The organism is Xanthomonas hortorum pv. pelargonii (assembly GCF_024499015.1).
Taxonomy (GTDB): domain Bacteria; phylum Pseudomonadota; class Gammaproteobacteria; order Xanthomonadales; family Xanthomonadaceae; genus Xanthomonas; species Xanthomonas hortorum_B.
Genome location: NZ_CP098604.1, coordinates 4552174 through 4569374 on the forward strand (window position 1 = coordinate 4552174; position 17201 = coordinate 4569374).

The following is a 17201-nucleotide window of genomic DNA, read 5'->3' on the forward strand; positions in this document are numbered from 1 at the left end:
ACATGACGGGTCTCTGACTCAGCTGCCCACAACGTCTGGCGGCAGATCATCCGGTAGCAAAAACGTACGCGGTGCGGCATCTGGCGGGCCCGCCGAGGGTAGTGCCGGTTGCTCGGCTTCGTCCTTGAGTTGCACGCCGGATAGCTTGCGTCGAAACGCCTCGCGTAACAGGTACGCAAGTTTGTGCGTGGCTTCGGCGTAACTCAGCCCTTCGGCGCGAATGTTGGAGATGCAATTGCGCGCGGCGTCGGTCAGGCCGAGCCGTGGGGTGTAAGTCAGATACAGGCCCAGGCTGTCGGGCGAACTCGGTCCCGGCCGCTCGCCGATCAGCACGATCACTGCACGGGCCTTGAGCAATTCGCCGACCTCGTCGCCGATGGCCACACGCCCTTGCGCGATCAGCACCACCGGTGCCAACGACCAGCCCTCGTGTGCGGCCAAGCGATCGATATGCTCCAGCATCTGCGGGGCATTGCGGTGTACGGCCAGCGCCGAAAGCCCGTCCGCGACCACGACCGCCACGTCATGTCCACCGCCATGCACGGCAGTCAGACCACGCAGTTGCGTGGCGGCGTCGGCGGCCAGGCGCCGGCCCAGATCCGGGCGTTGCAGATACACATGCCGATCCGCCGCCGCGCTGTGCAGCAGCATGCTGATGCGTCCGCGCTGTTCGAGTTCGGCCTGCAGCGGCGCCGGATCGAACGCCAGATGCACCGCATCGCGTGCCTGCGCATGCGCCAGCTGGAAATCCAGATGCGCAGCTGTCGGCAGGCTGGTGCCGACGCGCCCCAGCGCGATCCGTGCCGGCGTGAGGTGACGCAGCTGCGCCCAGGCATCACGCGGTGGCGTAGTGGTGCTGCTCATTACGCCGCGCCGCTGTTCAATTGCGCCAGCGCATGCCGGAACGGTGCCGGCACCTCGCTACCGAGTTCGAAGCGGCCATCACGCAGGCGCAAAATGCCTTGCTGTTCCAGCCACTGTTCGAACTCGGGCGCAGCACGCAGACCCAGTGCCTGGCGCGCATACAGCGCATCGTGGAACGAGGTGGTCTGGTAGTTGAGCATCACATCGTCTGAGCCGGGGATGCCCATGATGAAATTGATGCCGGCGGTGCCGAGCAGGGTCAGCAGCACGTCCATGTCGTCCTGATCGGCTTCGGCATGGTTGGTGTAGCAGATGTCGCAGCCCATCGGCACGCCGAGCAATTTGCCGCAGAAATGATCCTCCAGCCCGGCGCGGATGATTTGCTTGCCGTCGTAGAGATATTCCGGGCCGATAAAGCCCACCACGGTATTCACCAGCAATGGCTTGAACTGCCGCGCCACTGCATAGGCGCGCACCTCGCAGGTTTGCTGATCCACGCCATGATGCGCATTGGCCGACAATGCGCTGCCCTGGCCGGTTTCGAAATACATCACGTTGTCGCCGACATTGCCACGGCGCAACGACAGGCCCGCCTCATAACCCTCCTGCAGCAAGGCCAGATTGATGCCGAAGCTGGTATTGGCCGCTTCCGTGCCGGCGATGGACTGGAACACCAGATCCACCGGCACGCCGCGGCCGATCGCCTCGATGGTGGTGGTGATGTGCGCCAGCACGCAGGACTGCGTGGGAATCTGGTAGCCGGCGATCACCGCATCGAGCATGCGCAACAACGCGGTGGTGGCGGCCAGGCTGTCGCTAGCCGGGTTGATGCCGATCACCGCATCGCCGTTGCCGTACAACAAACCGTCGAGCACGCTGGCGGCAATGCCGGTGGCATCGTCGGTGGGGTGGTTGGGTTGCAGGCGCGTCGACAAGCGTCCGCGTAATCCCAGCGTGTTGCGAAAGCGAGTGACCACGCGCGTTTTCTGCGCGACCAGAATCAGATCCTGCACCCGCATCAATTTGGACACCGCCGCCACCATCTCCGGTGTCAGTCCGGGCGCCAGTGCGGTGAGTGCGGCTTCGTCGGCCTGCGCACTCAGCAGCCAATCGCGAAAGCCGCCGACGGTGAGATGCGCGACCGAGGCGAATGCGGTTGCATCGTGTTGGTCGACAATCAAGCGTGTGACTTCATCCGCTTCGTACGGCACCACCGCTTCATCCAGAAAATGGCGCAGCGGCAGGTCCGCCAGCGCCATCTGCGCAGCGACGCGCTGCAGACCGGAGTCGGCGGCCAGCCCGGCCAGTTGATCGCCCGAGCGTGCCGGCGTGGCCTTGGCCAGCAACGTTTTGAGATCGGCAAACTGGAAGCGCTCGCCGCCTGCGGTGAAGGCGAACCCACTCATCTGACAGTGCTCGCAGGTGTGTGTTGGCCGCGCAAGCTCAGCACGCAACACACCGCACCAAACAGCAGCAGTCCTACAAAGATCAGCGCCACGATCGGGTTGAACCACACCATCGCCACCAGGCACACCAGCGCCAGCAGCAGCGCAATCGCCGGCACCACCGGATAACCCGGTGCGCGAAAACTGCGCTCGAGCAATGGCTCGGCGCGGCGCAGTTTGAATAGGCTGAGCATGCTCATCACATACATCACGATCGCGCCGAACACCGACATGGTGATCATCGCCGCGGTCAGCGACATGCCCTGGATCTTGACCACACCATCGCTGCAGATCGCCGCGATACCGATCGCGCCGCCGGCAAGAATCGCGCGATGCGGCGTGCGAAAGCGCGACAGCTTGGCCAGCCCATGCGGCAAAAAGCCCGCACGCGCCAATGCGAAGAATTGCCGCGAATAGCCCAGAATGATGCCGTGGAAACTCGCCACCAGACCGAACAAACCGATCCACACCAGCATGTGCAGCCAGGTCGAGCTATTGCCGACCACCGCTTTCATCGCCTGCGGCAACGGGTCGTTGATATTGGACAGCTGGCGCCAATCGCCGACGCCGCCGGCGAACACCATCGTTCCCAGTGCCAGCACCACCAGCGTGAGGATGCCGGCGATGTAGGCGCGCGGAATCGTGCGCTTGGGATCTTTGGCTTCTTCGGCCGCCATCGCCGCGCCCTCGATCGCCAGAAAGAACCAGATCGCAAAGGGAATCGCGGCGAAGATGCCGGAGATCGCCGCCGGGCCAAAATCGTTGCTGCCGGCCCAACCGTTGGCGGCAAAACGCGCGACGCTGAAACCCGGCGCCACCACACCCATGAACACCAGCAGTTCGATCACCGCCAGCAGAGTCACCACCAACTCGAAGGTGGCGGCGATCGCCACGCCGACGATGTTCAAGCTCATGAAGATCACATACGCCCCGATTGCGGCGATACGTGGGTCCAGGGTCGGAAACTGCACGTTGAGATAGGCGCCGATCGCCATTGCGATGGCCGGCGGTGCGAACACGAATTCGATCAGCGTGGCCAGGCCCGCCAGCATGCCGCCATAGGTGCCGAACGCGCGCAGGCTGTAGGCGAACGGCCCGCCGGCGTTCGGGATGGCCGTGGTCAGCTCGGTGAAGCTGAAAATGAAGCAGGTGTACATCACCGCCACCAGCACGGTGGTCACCAAAAATCCCAGGGTGCCGGCGGTGCCCCAACCGTAGCTCCAACCGAAATACTCGCCGGAAATCACCAGTCCCACGGCGATCCCCCACAGTTGCCAGGTGCCCAGTGTGGGTTTGAGTTGCTCGTTGCGCATGTCGCACATCTCCTGCAGTCGGGGGAGGGGAGATGAAGCACGTCCCACGCCGCAGCGGTGGACCAACCGTCTGGCTCGATCGCTCGTTACGAAAGTGGCGAGGATCGAAGATCGACGGTCGTCCCGGTTATACCCCAAAGCCCCGCGACCAACACAGCCACGACGGGTGGGCCGCAGAGAAGACACGTCACGTCAAAGCCACTCTTCCCCGGGGCGAGAAGGCACAGCCTGCGTGCCACTGGCGCGCTCGCGCCGCACGCGCGGGCTGGGCGCGGAGCGGGGGTGGAGTGAGGGTGCGGTGATGCAGCAATTCCGCAGCTCCGCAGTCACCGGTGCCCGCTCTTTCCTTTCGCTACCCAACGGCTCTATTTGTTGCGCTCAAGTACCAGCAACGGATCGATGCGCACATCGAACCAATTCATCCCCCAATGCAGATGCGGCCCGGTCGCGCGCCCGGTGGCGCCCACGGCGGCAATCACCTGGCCTTGCTCCACGCGATCGCCCACTTTCACGTCGATGCGCGACAGATGCAGAAAGTTGGAGCTCACCCCGAAGCCATGATCGAGCAGCACCGTGCCGCCGGTCAGATACAGATCCGGCGCGGCGAAGGTGACCACGCCGGCGGCCGGCGCCTTGACCGGCGTGCCGGTGGGTACCGCGATATCCATCCCCGAATGACCGGCACCGGGCTGACCGTTATAGACACGCGCATTGCCGAAGCGCCCGCTGATGCGGCCCTGTACCGGCCAGAGGAAGGGCTGCGCGAAATCGGTGCGCGCGTCGTCGCGATCGCGTGCAGCGGTGACCTGCGCCTGTTCGCGCTTGATCCGCTCGGCGATCGCCGCAGGCGGGTTGACGGTCTTGGGCGGCACGCCGTTGACGCGTTCCACCGGCCAATCGCGTGGCGTCACTGCGATGCTGGCAGTCTCCTTGCCGCCATCGGGCCGGGTGATCTGCACCTGTAACGGGCCGGTGGCATCGCGGCCGATACCGAACACCACGCTGCCATAGCCGCTCACCCGCAGCGTGCGGCCGGCGTACTGCACCTGGCTGCCCGCCGGCACCTTGCCGATCACCATCGCGCCTTGCGAGCCGCTTGGCGGAAACACCACATCCGCCGCGTTCGCAGATTGCGCAGCGACACCACCAGCAGCAGACGCGAGCGGCGCCAGCGCAAGCCAGGCGCCAAACAGAGCTGCGTGCATCAGCGGTCGAAGGTCAGGCGCTGCCCGGCGGCGCTACCGACCAACTGTTCGCCATCCCACACCTGCTGGCCGTTGACCCAGGTCGCGGCGATGCGCGAGCGGAAGGTGGTGCCTTCGAACGGCGACCAGCCGCACTTGGACAGCACCTGCTCGCGCTTCACGGTGAACGGGGTGTTGTCGATCATCACCAGGTCGGCGAAATAGCCTTCGCGCAGAAAACCGCGTTCTTCCACATCGAACAACTGCGCCGGCGCATGCGCGAACTTCTGCACGATGCGGGTGATCGGCAGCTTGCCTTCATGCACCAGCTCCAGCGCGGCGACCAGCGCGTACTGCACCAAGGGCAGGCCCGACGGTGCCTGCGCGTAGGGCTTCTGCTTCTCTTCCCAGGTATGCGGGGCGTGGTCGGTGGCGAGCACGTCGATCACGTCTTCGGCCAGCGCCTCGATCAGCGCGAGGCGGTCGTCGGCGTCCTTGATCGCGGGGTTGCACTTGATCAGGTTGCCCAGCCGCGCGTAATCGCTGCGGTCGAAGCGCAAAAAGTGGATGCAGGTCTCGGCGGTGATGCGCTTGCGCACTTTGCCGTCGGCGTCGACCAGCGGGCCGGCCTCGAACAGCGCCAGCTCATCGGCGGTGGAGATATGCAGCACGTGCAGGCGGGTGTTGTGCTTGCGCGCCAACGACACCGCCAGCTGTGAAGACTTCAGGCACGCCTCGCGCGAGCGGATGTCCGGATGCATCTCCGGGGTCAATGCGTCGCCGTACTTTTCCTTGAACTGCGCCAGCGTCGCATCGATGGTCGGGGTGTCTTCGCAGTGGGTGATGATCGGCGTCGGCGCGTCGCGGAAGATCGCATCCAGCGTTTCGGGGTTGTCGACCAGCATGTTGCCGGTGGAGGCGCCCATGAACACCTTGATGCCCGGCGCGGTCTTGGGATCCAGCGTCTGGATCGCGGCCAGATTGTCGTTGCTGGCGCCCATGTAGAAGCCGTAATTGGCCCAGGCGCGCCCGGCCGCAGCGTCGTACTTGGACTGCAGCGCAGCCGCATCCAGGGTCGGCGGATTGGTGTTGGGCATGTCCATGAAGCTGGTCAGGCCACCAGCCACGGCAGCGCCGGATTCGGTGGCGATATCGCCCTTGTGGGTCAGCCCCGGCTCGCGGAAGTGCACCTGGTCGTCGATCATGCCCGGCAGCACCCAGCGCCCGGCCGCGTCCACCACCGTATCGCCTGCAGCCGGGGTGATCTTGTCGGCGATCTTGGCGATGCGGCCAGCTTCGATCAGGAGATCGGCGTCGAACTCCTTGCCTTCATTGACCAGGCGGGCATTGACGATGACGGTTCGGCTCATGGGTGAGGTCCTTTGCAGCGGCAGGAAGTGGAAGAGGGCGAAGACGCGGACGTGGGCGCGTCGGGGACGGGATCGAACCCGCCCGGATGGAAAGGATGGCAACGGCCCAGCCGGCGTGCAGCCAGCCAGCAGCCGCGAAGCGGGCCGAAGCGGCCGATCGCGGTCATTGCATACTCCGAGCAACTGGGCGCAAACCGGCAGCGCGGCCCTAACAGAGGGCTAATGAATATTTTGTAGAAGCGCAGCAGCGCGATGAGCAGGCGTGAGATCACTTGCCAATGATATGCCACTTGGACTAATGGGTGGTTGCCGGGGGTCCTTGGGGTAAGCTATAAAGGCCCGCTTTCCCGGGCCCCGGGGGAACCAAGGATGAGCGTTTCGTGGCTGCTAAAAAAACTGCAAACAAGGCCGTAGAGGCCGCCAAGAAGTCCGCCAAACCCGTTGCGAAGAAAGCAGCGGCGCCTGCCGCTGCAAAACCGGCTGCCAAGCAGGCGACGCCGGCCACCAAGCAACCTGTTGCCAAGAAGGCAGCTGTGACCAAGGCCGCTGCCAAGCCGGCGCCGGCCTCAAAGGCCGCAGTGCCCCAGCCCGCGGCTGTTAAACCTGTAAAACCGGCCGCCAAGAGTGCTGCAAAGCCGGCGGCGAACAAGGCAGCTCCGGCTGCCGCCAAACCGGCCGCCACGCCGGTGGCGCCCAAGTCCGTACCGAAGCCGGCTGCCAAGCCGACTCCGGCCAAGTCAGTCCCGGTCAAGGCTGAAAAGCCCGCGCCCGCACCGGCCCCTAAGGCCGTCCCTGCGAAGCCGGCAAAGCCTGCGACCCCGTCAGTTAAGAATCCCGTGCCCGTTTCGAAATCTTCAGCAAAAACACCAACCAAAACCGAAGCCCCCGCCAAGCCCGCCGCGACCCGTCCGGTCGGTAAGGTGGCCGTGGCCGTGACTGCCAAGTCGTCCAGCCCGACGCCAAAGACCAAGTACAAGGTGGTCGACTACAAGATCGACGAGACCACCGGTCGCCCGATCCTGCCGCAGGGCTACAAGCCTGCCGCGGACGAGGAGTACATGAGCAAGCTGCAGCAGGAGTACTTCCGTCAGCGTCTGCAGCGGTGGCGCAACGAGATGGTCGAGGAATCCAAGCAGACCATCGAGAACCTGCGCGAAGAAGTGCGCGATATCGGCGACGAAGCCGAGCGTGCCACCCGCGAGACCGAGAACTCGCTGGAACTGCGCGCCCGCGACCGTGCACGCAAGCTGATCTCCAAGATCGACAGCACGCTCAAGCGTCTGGAAGATGGCGACTACGGCTATTGCGTGGACACCGGCGAAGAGATCGGCCTGGACCGCCTGGAAGCGCGTCTGACCGCCGAGCGCACCATCGACGCGCAAGAGCGTTGGGAGCATCTGCAGAAGCAGCAGGGCGATTGATCGTTAAGTTTGATCGTTCAGCAAGCGTCGAAGCCTCATTGGTCGACTAAAAAAACCCCGCCATGTGCGGGGTTTTTGATGCGTCAAGGCAATAGCGATGCCGGCTGCGTTCGCTACCGGCACATCAGCATTGCGCACGTCATTGCAAGTCGCGCAGATCCAGCTTGCGTAGCTTCGGCGCCTTCCACGCGGTGGTCGCAACCACGCCCAGCGTGACGCAGCCGCCGATCACTACCGCCGGCACCAGGCCGACCAGGCGCGCCATCACCCCGTCGTAGAACGCGCCCAGCTCGTTGGACGAGCCGATGAAGATGCCGTTGATCGACGACACCCGGCCGCGCATCGCATCGGGCGTGGCCAGCTGCAGGATGGTCTGACGCACCACCACCGAGACGCCGTCGCACATGCCGTAGACCAGCAGAATCGCCGCCGACAGCCAGAAATGCCGCGACAGGCCGAACGCGATCGTGCACAACCCGAAACCGGCCACCGACAGCATCAGGATGCGCCCGGCATTGCGCTGCAGCGGGTGCCGCGCCAGCCACACGCCGACCACGATCGAGCCCAGTGCCGGTGCGCCGCGCAGGATGCCCAGGCCTTCCGGACCGTAGTGCAGGATGTCGTGGATGAAGGCGGGCAGCATCGACACTGCGCCACCCAGCAGTACCGAAAACATGTCCAGCGCCATCGCGCCCAGCATGATCTGGTTGGACAGCACGAATTGCGCACCTTCGGCGATGCTGCGAAAGATCGGCGCGCGCGGACCTTCGTTCACCGGCTCGCTGACGCGCAACAGGGCCAGCGCCAGGATCGCCACCAACGCCACACTCGCCGCAACGCCATAAGCCAGGCCCTTGCCGCCCCAGCCGACCAGCACGCCGCCCAGCGCCGGGCCGATCACCATGCCGGCCTGGAAGGTGACGCTGCCAATGCTGGCGCCGCGCGCGAAGGCCTCGCGCGGCAACGCGCGCGCGAACAAGGCGTTGTAAACCGGCGACAGGAACGAGCGCGCCGCACCGGTCAGTGCGATGGCCGCATAGATCGGCCAGACGCCTTGTATCGGCAGCCAGCCATGCGTGATCGCCAACAGCAGCAGCGCGGTGGCGACCAGGCCCAGCACCGCGACCATGCCCAGACGGCGGCGCGGCAGATGATCGACCAGATAACCGGCAAACGGCGCGATGCAGAAGAACGGCAGGATCTCCGCCAGCCCGATCAGCCCGAGCGAGAGCGGATTGCGGGTGATCTCGTAGATATGCCAACCGACCGTGACCGCGACGATTTGGTACGACAGCATCGCCGCCACACGATACAGCAGCACCAGGCCGAAGCCGGGGTAGGCGAACAGCGTGCGCAGCGAGGCGGCGGGCGAGGGAGGCGTGGGCGTGCTCACTGCTGGGCGCGGGCGGTGTCGCGAATGAAGGCCAGCATCGCCGCCACGCCGTTGCTGCGGGTCGGCGACAGGTGCTTGGCCAGGCCAATGCCGGCGATGTAGTCCGGCTCGGTGGCCATGATCTCCTGCGCGCTACGCCCCGAGTACACGCGCAAGGCGAGATAGATCAGCCCGGAGACGATGGCTGAATCGCTGACGGCGTGGAAGTCCAGCCGCTCGGCGTTGCCCTCCGGCACGATCCACACCATCGACTGGCAGCCATGCAGGCGGTGTTCTTCGGTCTTCCATTGTTCCGGGAAGGTGGGCAGCTTGCGGCCCAGGTCGATCAGGTACTGGTAGCGCTCGGACCAGTCGCTGAAGAAGGAAAATTCCTCGGCGATGGTGGCCTGCGCTTCGATGGCGGTGGGTTCGAGCGGGAAGGGGGTGGTGGTCATCTGAAATCCAGAATCAATTCTGTGAAAGCCCCTCTCCCTATGGGGCGAGAAGGCGCGGTTTGCGCGCCACTGGCGCGCGTGCCTTGGAGCGCCCGCGCCGCCAGCGCGGGCCGGGGCGCGGAGCGGGGTTGGGGTGAGGGTGCGGGCGGAGCCACGTGCATTAACTTCTCTCATGTGGCTTCGCCCGTACCCTCATCCGGCGCTGCGCGCCACCTTCTCCCGCAGGGAGAAGGGAATAAGATCATGCGCGCTTCCAGCGTACGCCCTGTGGGGTGTCTTCCAGCACGATGCCTTCGTCGGCCAATTGCTTGCGGATGGCGTCGGCACGGGCGAAATCCCTGGCTTTCTTTGCGGCATTGCGCTCTTCGACCAGCGTGGTGATGCGCGCATCGTCGCCTGCATCGGTGCCGCGCGAGAACCAGGCCGCTGGGTCTTGCTGCAGCAAGCCTAGCGCCAGGCCTGCGCCAAGCAGATCGGATTTGGCTCGGCGCAGCGCCGCAAGATGCTCGCCGCTTCGTTCGCTGTTCGGCCCGCCCGCCGGTGCCAAATCGTGCAGTGCCCGGCTGGCCTCCTTTGCAAGCTTCGCCAGTGCTGCAAGCGCCAGCGGCGTATTGAGGTCATCGTCCAGCGCAGATTCCACATCGTCAGGAATCGTGGTCGGCTGTGTGGGGCCGACGCCTGCATCGGTTTCCACAGCTGCCAGATCGCGCAACGTGCCATACAACCGATCCAACGTGTTCTTGGCCTGCTCGATCAAGCCATCCGACCAGTCCAGCGGCTGCCGGTAATGCGCGCTCAGCAGAGCGTAGCGCAGCGCTTCGGGCGGGTGCCTGGCGATCAGGTCGTGCACGGTTTCGATGTTGCCCAGCGACTTGCTCATCTTGGCGCCGCTGAAATTGAGCATGCCGTTGTGCAGCCAGAACCGCGCAAAGGTCGCCCCGCCATGCGCGCATTCGCTCTGCGCGATCTCGTTCTCGTGATGCGGGAACTGCAGGTCCACGCCGCCGGCATGGATGTCGATGGTCGGGCCCAGATGCGCGGCGGCCATTGCCGAGCATTCGATATGCCAGCCGGGGCGGCCGCGGCCCCAGGGCGATTCCCAACCGGGCAGCTCGGCGCTGGAGGGTTTCCACAGCACGAAGTCGCCCGGGTCGCGCTTGTAGGGCGCCACATCCACGCGCGCGCCGGCCAGCATCTCGTCCGGGTCGCGGCGCGAGAGCTTGCCGTAGTGTTCGAAGCTGGCCACCGCGAACAGCACGTGGCCTTCGGCGGCATAGGCATGCCCGTTGGCGATCAGCTGCTCGATCATCGCCACGATCTGCGGAATATGCGCGGTGGCTGCCGGCTCAATGTCCGGCGGCACCACGCCGAGCGCGGCCATGTCCTGGCGGTAGATCGCGGCGAAGCGGTCGGTGATGGTCGAGATCGGCACGCCCTGCGCCTGGGCGGCGGCGTTGATCTTGTCGTCCACGTCGGTGATGTTGCGTGCGTAGCGCAGCGCGCCATAGCGGCGGCGCAGCAGCGCGGCCAGCACATCGAACACCACCGGGCCGCGGGCGTTGCCGATATGCGCGTAGTTGTAGACGGTGGGGCCGCACACATACAGGGTGGGGCTGGTGGGATCGAGCGGCGCGAACGGCTCGACCCGCCGCGTCAGGTTGTTGTGCAGGCGCAGGCTCATCGGCATCTGGAAAAGGGTAACTGCACGATTCTAGCCGGTCGCGGCGGCTAGGCGAACCAAACCCCAGGCGATGGCATGTCACGGCCGGCACCCGCAATCGGATGGGTTGCGTTCAGCCCCGGAGATCGCAAGCTCCATACACTTACGTACTGCCTGGCGACGCCTTCTTTGGTACTGATGCGACCTTCCCTGTTCTTCATGCTGCTGTGTGTGTTTGCCTGGCAGGCACTGGCGGCGCATGCGGCAGAGCCTGACCCCAAGAACCGGGTCGTGGTGATCGAGAACGTGAAGCTGGATTACGCGCAGGTGCTCAACGTGGAGCCGGTCTACCAGACCTTGCGCGCCACCCGCATCGAAGAACAGTGCGAGGCCGAGCAGATTGCGCCGGTCGCCGCCGCGCCTGCGGTAGACGACGAAGGCCGGATCAACCGGATGGTCGATTCGGTCAAGGAGATGTTCTCGCGCAGGCCCGAGCTGCCGTCTGCACCGGTGGCGGTGCCGCCGACCAGCACGCGGCGCAATTGCCGGGTGGTGGAAGTGCCGCGCGAGTTCCGGCGGCCGATCGCCTTCGATGTGGATTACGTCTACAAGGGCACCAAATACCGTTCGCGGCTGCCGGAAGATCCGGGCAACCGGCTGCGTATCCGGGTCTCGGTGACTCCGTATATTCCCGACGCCATCGTCGCGCCGCCGCGATGACGCGCGCAGCGGTTGCGCCGTGCGCGCATGCATGCGAGGATTCGCGCCCTATGCACGCAAACGCCTTTCAGCACGACACCAGCGCCGCCCGGATGGCCTCCGGCATGACCTCGCGTGCCCGCCGACCGGAATCCCACATTTTCGCTGGGTGACCCGGGCGTTTTGCTGTCCGTTGTTGAAAACCCAGCCTCAAGGCTGGGTTTTTTCGTTTCAGGCGTCATAAAAGTTTCAACCGCAAGAAACGCGCATGTCGCGCACCCCGTCGCTCCTGGCGGACCACGCAGCAGAAGCACGCAGCACAAGGATCGATCGATGTCACTGAAGCACTTCTTGAACACCCAGGACTGGAGCCGCGCCGAACTGGATGCGCTGTTGACCCAGGCCGCGTTGTTCAAACGCAACAAGCTGGGAAGCGAGCTGAAGGGCAAATCGATCGCGCTGGTGTTTTTCAACCCGTCCATGCGCACCCGTACCAGCTTCGAGCTGGGCGCGTTCCAGCTGGGTGGGCATGCGGTGGTGTTGCAGCCGGGCAAGGATGCCTGGCCGATCGAGTTCAACCTGGGCACGGTCATGGACGGCGACACCGAAGAGCACATCGCCGAAGTGGCGCGGGTGCTGGGCCGCTATGTCGACCTGATCGGCGTGCGCGCGTTTCCCAAGTTCGTCGACTGGTCCAAGGACCGCGAGGATCAGGTGCTCAAGAGCTTCGCCAAGTATTCGCCGGTGCCGGTGATCAACATGGAGACGATCACCCACCCGTGCCAGGAGCTTGCGCATGCGATGGCGTTGCAAGAACACTTCGGCACGCAGGATCTGCGCGGCAAGAAGTACGTGCTGACCTGGACCTATCACCCCAAGCCGTTGAACACCGCGGTGGCCAATTCCGCATTGACGATCGCCACTCGCATGGGCATGGATGTGACCCTGTTGTGCCCGACGCCGGACTACATCCTGGACCCGCGTTACATGGACTGGGCGGCGCAGAACGTGGCCGAAAGCGGCGGCTCGCTGCAGGTCAGTCACGATATCGACAGCGCCTATGCCGGTGCTGACGTGGTGTATGCCAAGAGCTGGGGTGCGTTGCCGTTCTTCGGCAACTGGGAGCCGGAAAAGCCGATCCGCGATCAGTACCAGCACTTCATCGTCGACGAACGCAAGATGGCGCTGACCAACAACGGCGTGTTCTCGCACTGCCTGCCGCTGCGTCGCAACGTCAAGGCTACCGACGCGGTGATGGATTCGCCCAACTGCATCGCCATCGATGAAGCCGAAAATCGCCTGCATGTGCAGAAGGCGATCATGGCGGCGCTTGCTTTGCAAGCGGGAATCGGGAATCGGGAATAGAGAATCGCAACAGCAAGAACGTTGACCCCCACTTTTACGTACCAAGGAAACGATGATGAGCACTGCTTCCACCATTCCCGATTCCCAACTCCCGATTCCCGGCAGCAAGAAGGACATCGTCCTGGCGTTCTCCGGTGGCCTGGATACCAGCTTCTGCATTCCGTATCTGCAGGCACAGGGCTATGCCGTGCACACCGTGTTCGCCGATACCGGCGGGGTGGATGCCGAAGAGCGTGACTTCATCGAAAAGCGCGCGGCCGAACTCGGCGCCGCTAGCCATGTCACCGTCGATGGTGGTCCGGCGATCTGGAAGGGCTTCGTCAAGCCGTTCGTGTGGGCGGGCGAAGGCTATCAGGGCCAGTACCCGTTGCTGGTGTCCGACCGTTACCTGATCGTCGATGCCGCGCTCAAGCGCGCCGAGGAACTGGGCACGCGGATCATCGCGCACGGTTGCACCGGCATGGGCAACGACCAGGTGCGTTTCGATCTGGCAGTGAAGGCGTTGGGCGACTACCAGATCGTGGCGCCGATCCGTGAAATCCAGAAAGAGCACACCCAGACTCGCGCCTACGAGCAGAAGTATCTGGAAGAGCGTGGCTTTGGCGTGCGCGCCAAGCAGCAGGCCTACACCATCAACGAGAATCTGCTCGGGCTGACCATGTCCGGCGGCGAGATCGACCGTTGGGAAGCGCCGGGCGAGGGCGCGCGCGGCTGGTGTGCGCCGCGCAGCGAGTGGCCGGTGGAGCCATTGAACGTCACCTTGAAGTTCGTCGAAGGCGAGGCGGTCGAGCTGGATGGCAAGGCGTTGCCGGGCGAGCAAATTCTGGCCCAGCTCAACAAGCTGTTCGCGCCGTATGGCGTGGGTCGTGGCGTCTACACCGGGGACACCGTGATCGGCTTGAAGGGCCGCATCGTGTTCGAAGCGCCGGGTCTGATTTCGCTGCTGACCGCGCACCGCGCGCTGGAAGATGCGGTGCTGACCAAGCAGCAGAACCGCTTCAAGCCGGACGTGGCGCGCAAGTGGGTGGAGCTGGTGTACGAGGGCTTCTATCACGACCCGCTCAAGACCGACATCGAGGCGTTCTTGCAGTCCTCGCAGTCCAAGGTCAACGGCGAAGTTACGCTGGAAACCCGCGGTGGCCGCGTCGACGCGGTGGCGGTGCGCTCGCCGCATCTGCTCAACACCAAGGGCGCGACGTATGCACAGTCGGCCGACTGGGGCGTGGAAGAAGCCGAGGGGTTCATCAAGCTGTTCGGGATGAGCTCGACGTTGTACGCGCAAGTAAACCGCTGACGTTTCGAGGCACGGATGCAAAGCCCCTCTCCCGTCGGGAGAGGGGTTGGGGTGAGGGTACGAGCGAAGCCTGGTGCAATTGAACAGTGCGAGAGCTTCGCCCGCACCCTCATCCGCCCCTTCGGGGCACCTTCTCCCGAAGGGAGAAGGATAGCTTCGATGAGATTCATGAGCTGTTTGCGCACCTTCCTTACTTCCGTTTAGCCGCTGTTTCGGACCTTTGATCGAACCAATATGACCGATCTACTCGCATCCACCCTGACGCACCTGGAAAAGCTGGTGTCCTTCGACACCCGTAATCCGCCGCGTGCGATCGCTGCCGAGGGCGGCATCTTCGATTATCTGCGTGCGCAGTTGCCTGGTTTTCAGGTCGAGGTGATCGACCACGGTGCCGGCGCGGTGAGCCTGTATGCGGTGCGTGGAAAGCCCAACTACCTGTTCAACGTGCATCTGGACACGGTGCCGGATTCGCCGCACTGGAGTGCCGATCCGCACGTGATGCGGCGCACCGACGATCGTGTGATCGGGCTAGGTGTGTGCGATATCAAAGGTGCTGCGGCGGCGCTGGTGGCGGCGGCCAATGCCGGGCAGGGCGATGCGGCGTTTCTGTTTTCCTCCGACGAAGAAGCCAACGACCCGCGCTGCATCGCCGCGTTTCTGGCGCGTGGATTGCCGTATGAAGCGGTGCTGGTGGCCGAGCCGACCATGAGCGAGGCGGTGCTGGCGCATCGCGGGATCAGCTCGGTGCTGATGCGGTTTGCCGGGCGTGCCGGGCATGCGTCGGGCAAGCAGGATCCGTCGGCAAGTGCCTTGCATCAGGCGATGCGCTGGGGCGGCAGGGCGCTGGATCATGTCGAGTCGCTGGCGCATGCGCGCTTCGGTGGTTTGACCGGTTTGCGCTTCAACATCGGTCGCGTCGATGGCGGCATCAAGGCCAACATGATCGCGCCGGCGGCCGAGGTGCGTTTCGGCTTTCGTCCGCTGCCGTCGATGGACGTGGATGGCTTGCTGGCCACCTTCGCCGGATTTGCCGAGCCGGCTGCGGCGCAGTTCGAAGAAACCTTTCGTGGGCCCAGCCTGCCGTCCGGCGATATCGCGCGTGCAGAAGAACGCCGCCTGGCCGCGCGCGATGTGGCCGATGCGCTGGATCTGCCGATCGGCAACGCGGTGGATTTCTGGACCGAGGCCTCGCTGTTTTCGGCTGGCGGTTACACCGCGTTGGTGTATGGCCCCGGCGATATCGCGCAGGCACACACCGCCGACGAGTTCGTGACGCTTGCGCAGTTGCAGCGTTACGCCGAATCGGTCCACCGCATCATCAACGGCGCACACTGACCCGCTTTCACTAACGGCTCGTACCAAAGCCGCATTCCGCGCCTGGCGCGGCCATTCCTCTCTTCGATCACGGCAATGTCCCTCTCCGCACAGCCCCACAAACAGACCCGCCAGACCATCGTGCGCCTGCTTTCGAGCATGGCCAGCGCCAAGGAAATCAGCCAGTACCTCAAGCGTTTTTCGCAGCTCGATGCCAAACGCTTTGCGGTGGTCAAGGTGGGCGGCGCGGTGCTGCGCGACGATCTGGACGCGCTGACCTCGTCGCTGTCGTTCCTGCAGGAGGTGGGGCTGACCCCGATCGTGCTGCATGGCGCCGGCCCGCAGCTGGATGCCGAACTCTCGGCGGCCGGTATCGAGAAGCGCACCGTCAACGGACTGCGGGTGACCTCGCCGGAAGCCCTGGCGATCGTGCGCAAGGTGTTCCAGGCTTCCAACCTCAAGCTGGTCGAAGCGCTGCAGCAGAACGGTGCGCGTGCGACTTCGATCACCGGCGGCGTGTTCGAAGCCGAGTATCTGGACCGCGCCACCTATGGCCTGGTCGGTGAGGTCAAGGCGGTGAATCTGGCGCCGATCGAAGCGAGCCTGCAGGCCGGTTCCATCCCGGTGATCACCAGCCTGGGCGAGACGCCAAGCGGGCAGATCCTCAACGTCAACGCGGATTTTGCCGCCAACGAACTGGTGCAGGAACTGCAGCCGTACAAGATCATCTTCCTCACCGGCACCGGTGGCTTGCTGGATCCCGACGGCAAGGTGATCGATTCGATCAACCTGTCCACCGAGTTCGATCATCTGATGCAGCAGCCGTGGATCAATGGCGGCATGCGGGTCAAGATCGAGCAGATCAAGGACTTGCTCGATCGTCTGCCGCTGGAATCGTCGGTGTCGATCACCCGGCCGGCGGATCTGGCCAAGGAGCTGTTCACGCACAAGGGTTCGGGCACGTTGGTGCGGCGTGGCGAGCGCGTATTGCGCGCGACCTCGTGGGACGAACTGGATCTGCCGCGCCTCACCTCGCTGATCGAATCCAGCTTCGGCCGCACGCTGGTGCCCGATTACTTCAGCAACACCAAGCTGCTGCGCGCCTACGTCAGCGAGAACTATCGCGCCGCGGTGATCCTCACCGATGAGGGCATGCTGGGTGCAAGCGCGCTGATCTATCTGGACAAGTTTGCCGTGCTCGACGACGCGCAAGGCGAGGGCCTGGGCCGCGCGGTGTGGAATGTGATGCGCGAAGAAACCCCGCAGCTGTTCTGGCGCTCGCGTCACAACAACCAGGTCAACATTTTCTATTACGCCGAGTCCGACGGCTGCATCAAGCAGGAGAAGTGGAAAGTGTTTTGGTACGGGCTGGAAAACTTCGAGCAGATCCAGCATTGCGTGGCGCATTGCGCGACGCGTCAGCCGACGCTGCTGGGCTGAGCACG

The 17201-nt window shown here is 64.5% G+C and carries 16 protein-coding genes; 6 read left to right on the forward strand and 10 right to left on the reverse strand.

Going from position 1 to position 17201, the window contains the following annotated elements:
• Positions 1 to 18: 18 nt before the first annotated feature.
• From eutC to NDY25_RS23225, 7 genes are all read right to left on the reverse strand, one after another.
• Positions 19 to 864: an ethanolamine ammonia-lyase subunit EutC gene (eutC, locus tag NDY25_RS19465; protein ID WP_256627632.1), complete on the reverse strand. Its 846-nt coding sequence runs from the start codon at positions 862 to 864 to the stop codon at positions 19 to 21.
• Positions 864 to 2270 carry an ethanolamine ammonia-lyase subunit EutB gene (locus NDY25_RS19470; RefSeq protein ID WP_168957390.1) on the reverse strand — a complete coding sequence of 469 codons (1407 nt, stop codon included), beginning with the start codon at positions 2268 to 2270 and terminating at the stop codon, positions 864 to 866. Before NDY25_RS19470 ends, eutC begins: the two co-directional genes overlap by 1 nt.
• Complete coding sequence (gene eat, locus NDY25_RS19475) at positions 2267 to 3631, reverse strand: ethanolamine permease (RefSeq protein WP_006452607.1); 1365 nt, start codon at positions 3629 to 3631, stop codon at positions 2267 to 2269. The genes NDY25_RS19470 and eat overlap by 4 nt, the downstream gene beginning before the upstream one ends.
• 356 nt (positions 3632 to 3987) lie before the next feature.
• Positions 3988 to 4827, reverse strand: coding sequence for a M23 family metallopeptidase (locus tag NDY25_RS19480; RefSeq protein WP_168957391.1), 840 nt, complete (start codon positions 4825 to 4827; stop codon positions 3988 to 3990).
• Positions 4827 to 6176 carry a dihydroorotase gene (locus NDY25_RS19485; protein ID WP_168957392.1) on the reverse strand — a complete coding sequence of 450 codons (1350 nt, stop codon included), beginning with the start codon at positions 6174 to 6176 and terminating at the stop codon, positions 4827 to 4829. Before NDY25_RS19485 ends, NDY25_RS19480 begins: the two co-directional genes overlap by 1 nt.
• The gene (gene yidD, locus NDY25_RS19490; protein ID WP_043889253.1) at positions 6173 to 6466 is read right to left on the reverse strand and encodes a membrane protein insertion efficiency factor YidD; all 294 of its coding nucleotides are present in this window, start codon (positions 6464 to 6466) and stop codon (positions 6173 to 6175) included. Before yidD ends, NDY25_RS19485 begins: the two co-directional genes overlap by 4 nt.
• 5 nt (positions 6467 to 6471) lie before the next feature.
• A complete protein-coding gene (locus NDY25_RS23225) occupies positions 6472 to 7119 on the reverse strand; it encodes a hypothetical protein (RefSeq protein WP_257608225.1) in 648 nt (215 codons plus the stop codon).
• Between NDY25_RS23225 and dksA the strand changes: the two genes are divergently transcribed.
• Complete coding sequence (gene dksA / locus NDY25_RS23230) at positions 7109 to 7597, forward strand: RNA polymerase-binding protein DksA (RefSeq protein WP_369910408.1); 489 nt, start codon at positions 7109 to 7111, stop codon at positions 7595 to 7597. The two genes, NDY25_RS23225 and dksA, sit on opposite strands and share 11 nt — an antisense overlap.
• A gap of 139 nt (positions 7598 to 7736) precedes the next feature.
• Here the strand turns inward: dksA and NDY25_RS19500 are convergent, their stop codons facing one another.
• The 3 genes from NDY25_RS19500 to cysS form a co-directional block, all read right to left on the reverse strand.
• A complete protein-coding gene (locus tag NDY25_RS19500; RefSeq protein ID WP_168957393.1) occupies positions 7737 to 8990 on the reverse strand; it encodes an MFS transporter in 1254 nt (417 codons plus the stop codon).
• A complete protein-coding gene (locus NDY25_RS19505) occupies positions 8987 to 9424 on the reverse strand; it encodes a SufE family protein (RefSeq protein WP_006449428.1) in 438 nt (145 codons plus the stop codon). The genes NDY25_RS19500 and NDY25_RS19505 overlap by 4 nt, the downstream gene beginning before the upstream one ends.
• Positions 9425 to 9665: 241 nt before the next feature.
• On the reverse strand, positions 9666 to 11105 hold the full coding sequence (gene cysS / locus NDY25_RS19510) for a cysteine--tRNA ligase (protein WP_168957395.1): 1440 nt from the start codon (positions 11103 to 11105) through the stop codon (positions 9666 to 9668).
• 198 nt (positions 11106 to 11303) lie between these two features.
• Between cysS and NDY25_RS19515 the strand changes: the two genes are divergently transcribed.
• The 5 genes from NDY25_RS19515 to NDY25_RS19535 all read left to right on the forward strand — a co-directional run bounded on the left by NDY25_RS19515 (position 11304) and on the right by NDY25_RS19535 (position 17196).
• Positions 11304 to 11804, forward strand: coding sequence for a hypothetical protein (locus NDY25_RS19515; RefSeq protein ID WP_043889250.1), 501 nt, complete (start codon positions 11304 to 11306; stop codon positions 11802 to 11804).
• Between the two features lie 312 nt (positions 11805 to 12116).
• On the forward strand, positions 12117 to 13148 hold the full coding sequence (locus NDY25_RS19520; protein ID WP_168957396.1) for an N-acetylornithine carbamoyltransferase: 1032 nt from the start codon (positions 12117 to 12119) through the stop codon (positions 13146 to 13148).
• Between the two features lie 52 nt (positions 13149 to 13200).
• Complete coding sequence (locus NDY25_RS19525) at positions 13201 to 14442, forward strand: argininosuccinate synthase (RefSeq protein ID WP_180336514.1); 1242 nt, start codon at positions 13201 to 13203, stop codon at positions 14440 to 14442.
• Between the two features lie 234 nt (positions 14443 to 14676).
• Positions 14677 to 15777, forward strand: a complete 1101-nt coding sequence (locus tag NDY25_RS19530) for an acetylornithine deacetylase (protein WP_168957398.1) — start codon at positions 14677 to 14679, stop codon at positions 15775 to 15777.
• 75 nt (positions 15778 to 15852) lie between these two features.
• Complete coding sequence (locus NDY25_RS19535) at positions 15853 to 17196, forward strand: acetylglutamate kinase (RefSeq protein ID WP_168957399.1); 1344 nt, start codon at positions 15853 to 15855, stop codon at positions 17194 to 17196.
• Positions 17197 to 17201 lie beyond the last annotated feature (5 nt).